Consider the following 12,368-nt stretch of genomic DNA (forward strand, 5'->3'; position numbering starts at 1 on the left):
TTAGGTGTGTATGATACAGAGTTTTACGGACCGAGCGACCTCATTAGGCGGCTGGCGAGGGAAGATAATTAACGACTGGCGCGATGAATATAGCTAGAGGGGTCGACGGTACGACCATTTTTGTAGACTTCAAAGTGTACGTGGGGGCCGGTCGAGCGACCGCTAGACCCCATAAGAGCAACAATTTGCCCCTTTTTTACCACATCGCCGACTTGGACTAACGCTTCTTTACTATGGCCATAACGAGTGACAAATCCATTTCCGTGATTGATTTCAATTAATATTCCGTAGCCGTGGCGCTTACCAGACCAGGTAACAACACCGGACGCAACGGCAATAATATCGGAGCCATCCTTACCGGCAAAATCAACCCCGTCATGCCAAGCGATGCGACCGGTAAACGGGTCGCTACGACGCCCATAACGAGACGACATCCAACCTTTCTTGACGGGGCGACCCGCTATAAACACATCATTCTGTAATTTACGCTTTGCGAGTAGGGCCTCCAAGGTGCCCAACTGCTGTTGACGATCATCTATTTGATCGCCCAATTGTTCGAGGACTTGATGAAAATCTGGGGCGGTATAGTTGTCGTCATCGACACTCATCTCTGGCCCGCCCAGCGCCGGCACGGTGCTAAAGTCAAACTCACCGTTATCAAGCTTAGCCATGGTTGTCAGGCGTTCACCTAGAGCATCCAAACGTACCAATCGCGCTTGCAGCTCTGCCACACGTAAAGTTAACGCCGCGAGTTTTTGCTCTGCTTCAAGTTTAGCCTGCTCAATTTCGACCTGTTGGCCATCGAGCGCTTCGACCCAAGCTTGTGTCGATTCGGGGGTAAGGAGGTCAGAGCCTTTTAGACTCGATAAATGGATGCCGGCTATAGTCGCAGCACCAACGGGAATCCCAACAATACAGGCTGAAAGTAACGCACGCGTCCACCCGCCCAGCGTAAAGCTGCGCGTGTTTCCATGACGTTTACTGACAACGATAATTTTCATTGTTAAATCTAGTAAGCAGAATGCCCCAATAACGATCTTTTATTACGCCGGAGTAAGTACGGCTTTATAGTTCTAATAACGACCGGGATGACCCAGAAACGCGCCTAAGGCGTTACTGCTATCACCTCCAACCCTCTAAACGGAACAACCATAGATTCGGCAGCACAACCGTGACAGCAACCAGAACCCTTACCTACTCTTGCGAGACATGATAAATATATAGCACTAATCCCTGAATAAAAACGCCTAAACTCCCAATAAATTAGGAGAATAGTGCCAATTTGACGTCAACTTTCATTAACTATCAATTCAGGCGCCAAGGACTATGGCATATTTACCTTTAAATTGGCAAGGCGAAAGCCCCAACCTTAGGAGCATCTACACCGTTTGCGCCCTAAACGAACAAACACAAAGAAAGGTTAAACCGCTAACAGGGGCTTAATGTAGGAAATTGGGGCGGGCTCGTCGTTTTCAAAGGTCACCATCTCCCACGCATCCTCTTGTTTAATGAGTTCACGCAAAGATTTATTGTTCAGCCCATGACCTGACTTGTGAGCGCGAAACTCACCGATCAAACTCTTTCCGAGAAGGTAGAGGTCACCAATGGCATCTAAAACCTTATGCTTAACGAATTCGTCCTCATAGCGCAGGCCGTCTTCATTCAGGATTCTGTATTTATCAACAACTATGGCGTTATCAACACTGCCGCCTTTAGCCAAACCCTTGGAACGCAAATACTCGATTTCATGCATGAAACCAAATGTTCGAGCGCGCGATACCTCTTTAACAAATGAGGTGCTCGAAAAGTCGACCGTAGCATCTAGCTTGCGGCCTTTAAATACGGGGTGATCGAAATCGATTGAGAAGGAAACCTTGAACCCTTCAAACGGCAAGAAAATTGCCTCTTTATCGCCGTCTCTAACCACGACCTTCTTCTTTATACGGATAAACTTCTTCGCCGCATTTTGCTCTTGAATTCCAGCTGACTGAATCAAGAAAACAAATGGACCAGCGCTACCATCCATAATCGGAACTTCGTCGGAACTAACGTCGATAATAGCGTTATCAATACCTAACCCAGCCATCGCCGATAATAAATGCTCTACGGTAGAAACACGCACATCGCCATTCATTAAGGTCGTTGAAAGCGTAGTATCACCAACGTTGGTGGCCTTAGCTTCGATTTCTACGACTGGAGACAGATCGACACGTCGAAAAACGATACCAGCATCTACAGGGGCCGGTCGCAAAGTGAGATACACTTTTTGTCCATTATGGAGGCCAACGCCAGTAGCACGAATTTCGTTCTTGAGGGTACGCTGTTTGATCATTCACTTGGTCTCAAAGGTGGGGCTGGGAAGCGGCGCGCATCATAACAGAACGCAAAAGCCAAACCAACAGCCCTGAGCATTTTTTGTACAACACGACACTGTCGCGATTTGTTGCTAAATTACGCCTATTTCGAGATATATTCCTTGGAATAGTTCCTATCAACGACATTGACGTAGTAAAAATGACGATTGAGTGACGCATTCGAGCTCGCCCAGAGAAGTTTTGCGAAAGAAGTGCAGAGGGGGAACGTCTCGCCCCCTTTCAACAACTCTCCAAACACGTCCTTGAGCTCAACCTGCGCCGCAGTTCAATCTAGTCAGCCTGACGACGCAGAAATGCTGGAATATCGAGGTATTCCATATCCTTATCCTGTAAATCTAGAGCTGGCGTCGCACTTGCACTTTTGTTGGCTCGCATAACGGTTGGCTTATCCAGCGCCGCATAATTTGGCTTGCCATCCGCTGTTGTGCGGGTGTTATCTACCACCACCTTAGTTTTCGCTGGTTGTGCAGATTCGCGTACAGGGCCACCAAGACCGGTCGCAACCACAGTTACCCGCAACTCATCCTTCATTTCTGGATCAATCACAGTGCCGACCACAACGGTTGCGTCACCAGAGGCAAACTCTTCAATGGTGTCGCCGACTTCACTGAACTCGCCGAGAGACAAGTCCATGCCAGCAGTAATATTAACCAAGATGCCACGCGCACCCTGTAAGTTAATATCTTCCAAGAGCGGGCTACGAATCGCCGCCTCAGCTGCCTCGCGCGCGCGGTTTTCACCACATGCGCTACCGCTACCCATCATCGCCATACCCATCTCGGACATTACGGTGCGAACATCCGCGAAGTCGACGTTAATCATACCCGGGCGAATAATAAGGTCGGCAATACCTTGTACCGCACCGAGCAAAACGTCGTTGGCCGCTTTGAAAGCATCCAATAACGTAGTGGTCTTACCCAGTACCTGTAACAGTTTTTCGTTAGGAATAGTAATCAATGAATCAACGCGATCTTGCAGCTGCTTGATACCTTCCTCAGCTAACGCCATACGCTTGCGGCCTTCAAAAGGAAACGGCTTAGTCACAATAGCTACGGTTAGAATGCCAAGTTCTTTTGCAATCTCAGCGACTACTGGTGCACCACCAGTTCCAGTACCGCCACCCATACCGGCAGTAATGAAAACCATATCTGCGCCTTCCAACACCTCGGCAATACGGTCGTGATCTTCCAGCGCGGCCTGACGTCCAATCGACGGATTAGCGCCAGCCCCCAAGCCTTTAGTTAGTCCATTCCCCAACTGCAGCACCGTTCGAGCATCTACATTTTTAAGTGCCTGAGCATCCGTATTAGCGCAAATAAATTCAACGCCATCTACTGCGTTGGAAATCATGTGCTTAACGGCGTTACCGCCACCGCCACCAATACCTATAACTTTAATGACCGCATTTTGCGGAATACTATCGACTAATTCAAACATAAGAGTTCCCCTCTTTGACCCCTGAAAAAAATTATTGTTAATCACAACATTTACGATTTTGACAAACCGAAATAACGCTATAAGTTTTTTTGAAACCAACTTTTCATTCGTTCAAATAGACCTTCGCGACTTTCAACTTCATACATACTTTCCCCGTGATGCTTAATCCCATACTGCAAAAGACCAACACCGGTGGAATAAATTGGGTTATTCACAATATCCTTTAACCCTTTAATATTTTGCGGCGCACCTAATCTTACCGGCATATGGAATATCTCCTCTGCCAGTTCAATAACGCCCTCCATCTTTGAGGTTCCGCCAGTCAGTACAATGCCGGCGGCGACCAAATCTTCAAAGCCACTGCGGCGCAATTCAGATTGCACCAAGGTAAACAACTCGTCATAACGAGGCTCTACAACTTCTGCCAAGGCTTGGCGGGATAGGTCGCGCGACGGACGATCCCCCACACTTGGAACCTTGATAGTTTCCTCAGCGCCAGTCAATTTAGCCAATGCGCATGCATATTTAATTTTAATTTCTTCTGCGTACTGAGTTGGCGTACGCAGCGCCATCGCGATATCGTTAGTGACCTGATCTCCCGCAATGGGAATAACACCAGTATGACGAATCGCGCCTTCGGTAAAGATCGCGATATCGGTCGTGCCACCGCCGATATCGACCAAACATACACCCAGTTCTTTCTCATCTTCAGTTAACACCGAATAACTAGATGCGAGCTGCTCTAAAATAATATCTTCTACTTCCAAACCGCAGCGGCGAATACACTTTTCAATATTTTGCGCTGCATTTACCGCACAGGTAACCAAATGTACTTTAGCTTCCAAGCGAACGCCGGACATACCCAGCGGCTCTTTTACACCCTCTTGCTCATCGATTAAATATTCCTGCGGTAGTATATGCAGTATTTTTTGATCCGCCGGAATCGCGACGGCCTGCGCGGCATCAATTACTCGATCCAAATCCTGCGAGTAAACTTCGCGATCTTTTATGGCGACAATCCCGTGGGAGTTCAAACTTCTAATATGACTGCCCGCAATTCCCACGTAGACCGAATGAATTTCACAACCGGCCATCAGCTCCGCTTCTTCTACCGCTCGCTGAATAGACTGCACCGTGGATTCAATATTAACCACCACACCTTTCTTCATACCAACAGACTTATGCGAACCTATTCCAACAATTGATAGGTCACCGTCTGCTGACACCTCACCCACAATTGCTACGACCTTGGACGTTCCTATATCCAAGCCGACAATCATGCGCCCCCCGCTAGAATGTGCCATCTAATCACCTTTTAACATATTCATATTTACAGTCCCTATAACATCCATATCTATGGAGTACTGTGATCTCAAACTTGCCGTAATTGACACTTACTTATACTTACAATCTTATCTTTACTGTGTCTGTGCGGCGGCCACTACATCATTAACCCAGGCAACAGCTAGTCCACCTTCGTAACGCATATCTACCGTTTTTACTTGTTGTTGCACCTGCGCCAACTGCTGTTCATACACCAACAAAAAATTCCTCAACTTTGCAATCGAATCATACTGGCCCATTTTAATTTCAATTCCGCTGGCTAGACTTAAGGTCCAAGCCATAGTGGCGTCAACGTCAATACCAACAATGCTCATACCATGCCCAGAAAGCATTTCTGTCATCTCTACATAGGTTTTGGTGATCTGCCGGCTTAACGTTTCATCACCATGGAATATTGGCAAATGGGCAAGTTGACTATTGCCTGTAATTTCTATAATGGTGCCACTCTCGTTGATATATGCCGACGACCCCCAACGTGCTATTGGTCGCTGCTCACGAATTTCCACCACCATTCCATCCGGCCAAACTCGCTGTACACTCGCCGCTTTTACCCAAGGGTTCAGCTCCAGATGCTGCTTTAACTCCAGCAGATTAATATCAACAAAATTGCCATTAAGCTTGTCAGCAATTAATTCCTGTATCGCACCTTTACCAACCCATTGAAAATCGCCTTTAATTGAAATATTGGCGATCGGACGACTGACCGACATCGACACTCTATCGAGAGCTGCCTGCCAGTTTACGGACATATAACCACCCGCCAAAACAACACACAATGCACTCCACTTAAAGAGAAACCACAGCTGCCCAAGCCTTACAAGCGGTGCTTTAGTTCGACCACTTGCCCCACGCACATGTGAGCGCGGAGCCGGCTTAACGCTCACGCGCTTGGAGCGCCTAACATTGCTGGGGGATTTTGCAGCTACTTTACTTACCGACTTACTTTTAGTTTTTGATTTTTTGTCCGCGCGCACATTTACATCGCGCTTACCGAACACGCAATACAAATGGTCTGTAATCAAAAAAATCTTCTTTATCATATTGTTTGCAACAAGATTTCAGTAACAAGATCACTAAATGTCAACCCGGCTTCCTTGGCTGCCATCGGCACCAAACTATGGTCGGTCATTCCCGGAACGGTATTCACTTCTAATAAATAAAATTCACCGTTGCGATTTTGCATAATATCGACTCGCCCCCAAGCGCTACACCCTATTGCGTTAAACGCCGCTAACGCGAGGGTTTTTAGCTCCATCGATTTTTCTTCGCTTAGCCCGCAAGGGCATAGATAACGAGTGGTATTCGACACGTATTTAGCGTCGTAGTCGTAAAAAACGTGATCGGTTTCCAGCTTGATCGGCGGCAGCGCTTGGCCATTTAAAATTGCCACCGTATATTCCGCACCGGTTACCTTCGCTTCAGCAAGAACTGCGCGATCGTAATGTTTCGCCTCATCAAAGGCGCTTTTCAGTTCGGACGCGGTAACAACAAAACGCATACCAATACTTGAACCTTCATGGATTGGCTTTACAAAGGCTTCTCCATGAAGGCTTTGCAATACACTTCCCCAATCTGCGGACTCTGTTAACAGCGCATGTTTTGGCGTTGGCAAACCAACGCTGCTCCAGATTTGCTTTGTTTTTAACTTATCCATGGCAATTGCCGAGGCTTGATGGCGACTACCGGTATAGGGGATTCCCATCAGGTCTAGTAGCGCTTGCATCTTACCGTCTTCACCACCTGCACCATGTAACGCAATAAAAGCGCGGTCACACTTTGCCTGTAATAATTGCGCTACTGGGTGTTCACCGATATCCAGCTCGACCACATCAATCGACTTTTCACGAAGCCCAGCCGCGACAGCCCTTCCGCTTTTTAAAGACACGTCTCGCTCAGCGGAAACACCGCCATACAACACCGCCACGCGACCAAAGTTTGGCAGCTCTGCAGTATTGGAGACTTGGCTTCTATAATCTGTCATGTTCAACTTATCGCTCAATTTTTCATTTAACCTATCGTTCAAGTGCTTTTTCTACTTCCTATGCCAACTATTTATCTCAGCGATTAATATCAACAACTGATATGCGCTTATTTAAATTCTCGTTTTGCCAGCTCGGCCGCCAATGTGCCAACATTACCAGCCCCTTGCGTAATAACAATATCACCCGGCTGAACGATGTCTTTAATTACACTCGGCACGCCTTCTACACCTTCGATAAAAATCGGGTCGACCTGGCCGCGAATACGAATGCTACGACTTAAATGTCGGCTATCCGCACCTTGAATTGGATCTTCACCAGCCGCATAGACTTCGAGCAAAACCAATTGATCAACACTTGATAATACCTCGACAAAATCTTCGTATAAGTCACGAGTTCGCGAATACCGATGAGGTTGATAAACCATAACTAAACGTCGCTTTGGCCAGCCGTCGCGCACGGCCTTAATTGTTGCGGCTACTTCGCGTGGATGGTGACCGTAATCGTCCACCAACATTACCGTTTCACTGCCACCGACATGGTATTCACCATAAATCTCAAACCGTCTACCCACACCTAAGAATTGCGCCAAACCATTTTGAATATATTCGTCACCAATACCTTCATCGGTGGCAACGGCGATTGCCGCGGTCGCGTTTAAAACATTATGCTCACCGGGCATATTCAGAAACACATGCAATGGCTTCTCTTTCCCAGGACGCTTTACCTTAAAACGTTGGCGTCCGGCGTCCTGCTGAATATCGTAGGCTTGAAAATCAGCACTAGCCGAGAATCCGTAGGTAATAACACCACGCGCAACATCGGGGATTATTTCTTCAACAACACTGTCATCGGTACACAATACCGCGATCCCGTAAAAAGGAAGATTGTGCAAAAACTCAATAAAAGTTTTTTTAAGCACATTAAAATCACCACCATAGGTGTCCATATGGTCGGCATCTATATTCGTTACAACCGCAACCATTGGTTGTAAATGTAAAAACGACGCATCACTTTCATCGGCCTCGGCGACTAAGTAGCGACTCTCACCTAAGCCAGCATTACTACCCGCGCTATTTAACAAACCGCCTATAACGAAAGTTGGATCCAGCTCCGCCTCGGCAAAAATACTGGCGATCAGGCTAGTTGTTGTTGTCTTGCCATGGGTTCCGGCTACAGCGATACCATGTCGATAACGCATAAGCTCGCCCAGCATTTCGGCGCGGCGCACAACGGGGGTTCGATTATTGCGCGCTTCTACTAATTCGGGGTTAGTCGCCAGAACAGCACTTGAATTAACCACTACATCTGCACCGACAACATTATTGGCGTGGTGACCAATAAACACTTTTGCGCCCATTGCGGTTAAGCGTCGCGTTACCTGTGACTCACGCAGATCAGACCCCGAAATTTCGTAACCTTGGTTTAGTAATACCTCCGCGATTCCGCTCATACCAGCGCCACCAATCCCAATAAAATGAATGCGACGAATGCGGCGCATCTCAGGGATTGGAAAGCTTTTAAAGTTTGTCATATTACGATCTCTAATTTTTATGCCGCAGCGATTTAACTACACGCCTGCCTAGCAAGTAATGATTCACAAATGTCAGCAAATCTCTCGGTTGCTAGCGGCTTGGCTTTTTCCTTTGCAGCTAGGGCCATTCGCTCAACCCGCTCAGGTTGCTGCCATAGCTGCACAATAGTGTTGCTCAGTTCTTCTGCATTCAGTTCATTTTGCTGGCGCAATATCGCCGCGCCGTCATCGGCCAAATAACGCGCGTTGGCGGTTTGATGGTCGTCAATCGCAAACGGAAACGGTACTAATATTGACGCGACCCCAACAGCTGATAATTCAGCGACGGTTAACGCGCCGGATCGACAGATCACCAAGTCAGCCCAGCGTAATGCCTCACTCATGTTGTCGATAAACGGCGTCACACAAACATTTTCGCTATCGACTGTAATACCTAAGTCACGATACTGCGCCAGGCTAGCATCGTAGCCAAACTCTCCCGTTTGATGGCGCAACTTAAAAACACAGCCAGCGTTTTTCAAAAGTACAACGACGTCGGGTAAAAGTGCATTTATCGCCACTGCGCCACGACTCCCGCCAAAAACGAGAATTTTGATCTCCCCTTCCTGCAAGCGTTCGGGTTTAACCAAAACTGAATTACCAGAGGTTGAATTCGCAAAAAAATCAGCGCGTACGGGATTGCCTAGATGTTGAGTTTTTGGCAATACATCAGGAAATCCGCTAATCACAGCATTTGCGAATCGCGCTAACAGACGATTAGTTGTACCCGCGACTGCATTTTGCTCGTGGATCACTAATGGAATACCACACAGTTTCGCAGCCACACCACCCGGGCCAGCCACGAAACCACCTAAGCCAACAATAACGCTAGGCTTGATCTTTTTAATCGTTTTACGAGCAGAACTTACCGCTCGAATAATGTTAAATGGCGCTTCTATAAGTGCTTTTACACCACGACCGCGAACACCGCGCACACCAATAGTATGTAGCGGGATATTCGCCGCCGGCACCAGTTTCGACTCTATACCAGCCTCGGTACCTAGCCACTCAACTTGATAACCACGCTGCTTCATCACTTCCGCCAACGCCAATCCGGGAAATACATGACCGCCTGTACCACCGGCCATAATCAATACAGTTTTTTTCTTCTGACTTAAACTAGTCATCGCTGCCTCGCTCTTCCCACGATACTCGGAAGACTAATGCCGCAAGTGCACAGCAGATCAACAAACTACTCCCGCCATAACTAATAAAAGGTAGTGTTAAACCTTTAGTTGGTAACAGGCCCGAGGCGACGCCCATATTGATAAATGCCTGAACAGCAAACATCACGGCGATTCCAAATACCAAAAAGCTACCAAATAGATTGCCGCCCATATAAGCGCGCTTCGCGAGCAACAGCATACGTTTTATAAAATAGGTATAGATACCGATTAACACCAAAGCGCCAATCAGCCCGAATTCTTCTGCGTAGATCGCAAAAATAAAGTCCGTATGCGCTTCCGGTAGAAAAAACAATTTCTGTAGACTATTCCCCAAACCCAAACCCAACCATTCACCACGACCAAAAGCTATAAGTGACTGCACCAACTGATAGCCCGAATCAAATTGGCGTGACCAAGGGTCCATAAACGAAACCAGACGCTCCCATCGATAAGGGGAAACCACTGCCATTAAAATCAAAAAACCCAGCCCACTCGCCGCCAACATAAGAAAGCGAACGATCGGCACACCGGCGACAAACATCATCGCCCCCAAGGACATACAGATAACGACGGAGCTACCAAAATCTGGCTCTATCAGCAGTAGAAAAACCACAATGGCAATAATCGTTACCATCTTCACAAATCCAGACCAGCGCTCACGTACTTCAAGGTTTTTTCTGGCGAGATAGCTAGAGAAGTAAATAACTAAACAGATTTTAGCTAATTCAGATGCCTGCATACTTACTGGCCCGAGCTGTAACCAGCGACGACTGCCGTTTACGACTTTACCTATGCCTGGCACCAGTACCACTAACAAAACACCTATCGCCAGCAACAAAAAAACACCAGAAAACTTTTGCCAAATGGCCAACGGCACCGATGCTACCAATATTGCCAAGGTCAGGCCCAACAACAAATAAACGCTTTGTTTTTTTACAAAGAACCACGGGTCTTGATAGCGAGCATTGGCAAAATCTAACGAGCTAGAAGCTACCATCACAATACCTAAGCTCAACAAGATCAAAACTGGAAGTAACAATTTAATATCTATCACTCGCGGCGGAGTGAAGCTCGCTAAGGCGATCGGCATCATGCGGCCAACCTCGCAACACAGCGAACAAACTGCTCACCCCTGTCCTCAAATCCTTTAAACATATCAAAGCTGGCACACGCAGGTGAAAGCAATACAGCGCCACCCGATTTTGATAACTGGTAGGCTTGTTCTACGGCATCGTCTAGCGAAGCGCACTTTACAACCATAACCGTTGCAGGAAGCGCTGCTGCTATCTGCTCTGCATCCCGCCCGATCAATACAACAGCGGCCACCTGTTCAGCCAATACTCGACCAAACACTGAAAAGTCCGCGCCCTTTGAATCGCCGCCAGCAATAATAACTACACCATTAAAATCATCTTTAATGCCGACTACGGCAGCAATGCTTGCGCCGACATTTGTCGCTTTCGAATCATTTATAAACGTTACTTGGTTATGGTTCGCGACCCACTGACATCGATGTGGTAAGCCAACAAACTCCTCCAATTCGGCAAAACAGTACTTGAGATCAATTTCGGCAGCATCACATAAAGCCATTAACGCGAGCGCGTTAGCGACATTGTGGCGACCAAACATTCTAATCTCCGCACGATCCAATAGGGTTTCACCCTGTCGACTCAAAGTTTTGGTTACCGCGTCGTATAAATATTTAATATCACCCTGTTCATGGTGTTGACCAAAGCCAAATCCGCTCCGCTGCACACCGGCAATAATGGGTGGCACTGTCAGCTTGTCATCTAGGTTATAAACCACATTTTTTGCGCCCCAATAGATACGCTGCTTAGCCATACAATAGCTGGCCAAACTTGTGTAGCGATCCATATGATCTTCGGTAACATTGAGCACACAAGCAACGGTTAAGTCTGGACGCCGTACACTTTCTAGCTGAAAGCTCGATAATTCTAAAACGTAGAGTTCTACATCCATATCTAACGTATCGAGTACAGGAATTCCGATATTCCCTGCAACCGATGTTTTGATGCCCGCACGTGTTGCGATATTGCCCATTAAAGTCGCAACCGTGGTTTTACCATTTGAGCCGGTTATGCCAATTGTCGGCACCTGCACTTCCTGTAGAAATAAATCTACGTCACCAACTAAGGGGATAGAATTATTAATAGCAACCTGCGCCAAGGGTAAGCTTCTCGAGATTCCGGGACTAATGACGACCTGGCTGGCAGCGAGAATAAAGTCATTTAAAGATTCGTCTGTCTCACCCAAAAATACTAATGTATCCGGTTGTTCCGCTTTTAATTCCTGCAGGCCAGGTGGATTCAATCGCGTATCAATTACTACACAGCGATGCCCTCTACGCCCAAAATAGCGCGCGACAGAAAGCCCAGTCTTACCCAAACCGAGAATCACGCTATAGCTATCAGAGACAATTAGCTGTGTCATTTTTTTGTTACAAACACCTATTTAAACAAGCCGAATACAATGG

The 12,368-nt window shown here is 47.2% G+C and carries 10 protein-coding genes; all 10 read right to left on the minus strand.

Features of this window, described 5'->3' with window-relative positions; translation table 11 throughout:
• Nucleotides 1-68: 68 nt before the first annotated feature.
• The 10 genes from IDZ20_RS02695 to murD all read right to left on the minus strand — a co-directional run bounded on the left by IDZ20_RS02695 (nucleotide 69) and on the right by murD (nucleotide 12,325).
• Nucleotides 69-1,001 (minus strand): M23 family metallopeptidase, encoded by a 933-nt coding sequence (locus IDZ20_RS02695; RefSeq protein WP_188149891.1) that lies wholly within the window; start codon nucleotides 999-1,001, stop codon nucleotides 69-71.
• Between the two features lie 419 nt (nucleotides 1,002-1,420).
• Nucleotides 1,421-2,332: a UDP-3-O-acyl-N-acetylglucosamine deacetylase gene (lpxC, locus tag IDZ20_RS02700; protein ID WP_188149892.1), complete on the minus strand. Its 912-nt coding sequence runs from the start codon at nucleotides 2,330-2,332 to the stop codon at nucleotides 1,421-1,423.
• 313 nt (nucleotides 2,333-2,645) lie between these two features.
• Nucleotides 2,646-3,812: a cell division protein FtsZ gene (ftsZ, locus tag IDZ20_RS02705; protein WP_188149893.1), complete on the minus strand. Its 1,167-nt coding sequence runs from the start codon at nucleotides 3,810-3,812 to the stop codon at nucleotides 2,646-2,648.
• Nucleotides 3,813-3,889: 77 nt separating this feature from the next.
• The gene (gene ftsA / locus IDZ20_RS02710) at nucleotides 3,890-5,116 is read right to left on the minus strand and encodes a cell division protein FtsA (protein ID WP_188149894.1); all 1,227 of its coding nucleotides are present in this window, start codon (nucleotides 5,114-5,116) and stop codon (nucleotides 3,890-3,892) included.
• A gap of 114 nt (nucleotides 5,117-5,230) precedes the next feature.
• A complete protein-coding gene (locus IDZ20_RS02715; RefSeq protein WP_188149895.1) occupies nucleotides 5,231-6,178 on the minus strand; it encodes a cell division protein FtsQ/DivIB in 948 nt (315 codons plus the stop codon).
• 14 nt (nucleotides 6,179-6,192) lie between these two features.
• Complete coding sequence (locus IDZ20_RS02720) at nucleotides 6,193-7,137, minus strand: D-alanine--D-alanine ligase (RefSeq protein ID WP_188149896.1); 945 nt, start codon at nucleotides 7,135-7,137, stop codon at nucleotides 6,193-6,195.
• Nucleotides 7,138-7,244: 107 nt separating this feature from the next.
• On the minus strand, nucleotides 7,245-8,669 hold the full coding sequence (gene murC / locus IDZ20_RS02725; protein WP_188149897.1) for a UDP-N-acetylmuramate--L-alanine ligase: 1,425 nt from the start codon (nucleotides 8,667-8,669) through the stop codon (nucleotides 7,245-7,247).
• A 32-nt stretch (nucleotides 8,670-8,701) separates the two neighbouring features.
• Complete coding sequence (gene murG, locus IDZ20_RS02730; RefSeq protein WP_188149898.1) at nucleotides 8,702-9,835, minus strand: undecaprenyldiphospho-muramoylpentapeptide beta-N-acetylglucosaminyltransferase; 1,134 nt, start codon at nucleotides 9,833-9,835, stop codon at nucleotides 8,702-8,704.
• Nucleotides 9,828-10,967, minus strand: a complete 1,140-nt coding sequence (gene ftsW, locus IDZ20_RS02735; RefSeq protein ID WP_188149899.1) for a putative lipid II flippase FtsW — start codon at nucleotides 10,965-10,967, stop codon at nucleotides 9,828-9,830. The genes murG and ftsW overlap by 8 nt, the downstream gene beginning before the upstream one ends.
• Complete coding sequence (gene murD, locus IDZ20_RS02740; protein WP_188149900.1) at nucleotides 10,964-12,325, minus strand: UDP-N-acetylmuramoyl-L-alanine--D-glutamate ligase; 1,362 nt, start codon at nucleotides 12,323-12,325, stop codon at nucleotides 10,964-10,966. The genes ftsW and murD overlap by 4 nt, the downstream gene beginning before the upstream one ends.
• Nucleotides 12,326-12,368: the final 43 nt, after the last annotated feature.

The organism is Teredinibacter waterburyi, assembly GCF_001922985.1.
GTDB lineage: Bacteria > Pseudomonadota > Gammaproteobacteria > Pseudomonadales > Cellvibrionaceae > Teredinibacter > Teredinibacter waterburyi.

Excerpts from the sequence above, each read along its gene's own strand:
- murD (WP_188149900.1), bottom strand. The coding sequence starts at position 12,325 with ATGACACAGCTAATTGTCTCTGATAGCTATAGCGTGATTCTCGGTTTG.
- IDZ20_RS02695 (WP_188149891.1), bottom strand. The coding sequence starts at position 1,001 with ATGAAAATTATCGTTGTCAGTAAACGTCATGGAAACACGCGCAGCTTT.
- IDZ20_RS02720 (WP_188149896.1), bottom strand. The coding sequence starts at position 7,137 with ATGACAGATTATAGAAGCCAAGTCTCCAATACTGCAGAGCTGCCAAAC.
- ftsW (WP_188149899.1), bottom strand. The coding sequence starts at position 10,967 with ATGATGCCGATCGCCTTAGCGAGCTTCACTCCGCCGCGAGTGATAGAT.
- ftsZ (WP_188149893.1), bottom strand. The coding sequence starts at position 3,812 with ATGTTTGAATTAGTCGATAGTATTCCGCAAAATGCGGTCATTAAAGTT.
- lpxC (WP_188149892.1), bottom strand. The coding sequence starts at position 2,332 with ATGATCAAACAGCGTACCCTCAAGAACGAAATTCGTGCTACTGGCGTT.
- murG (WP_188149898.1), bottom strand. The coding sequence starts at position 9,835 with ATGACTAGTTTAAGTCAGAAGAAAAAAACTGTATTGATTATGGCCGGT.
- ftsA (WP_188149894.1), bottom strand. The coding sequence starts at position 5,116 with ATGGCACATTCTAGCGGGGGGCGCATGATTGTCGGCTTGGATATAGGA.
- murC (WP_188149897.1), bottom strand. The coding sequence starts at position 8,669 with ATGACAAACTTTAAAAGCTTTCCAATCCCTGAGATGCGCCGCATTCGT.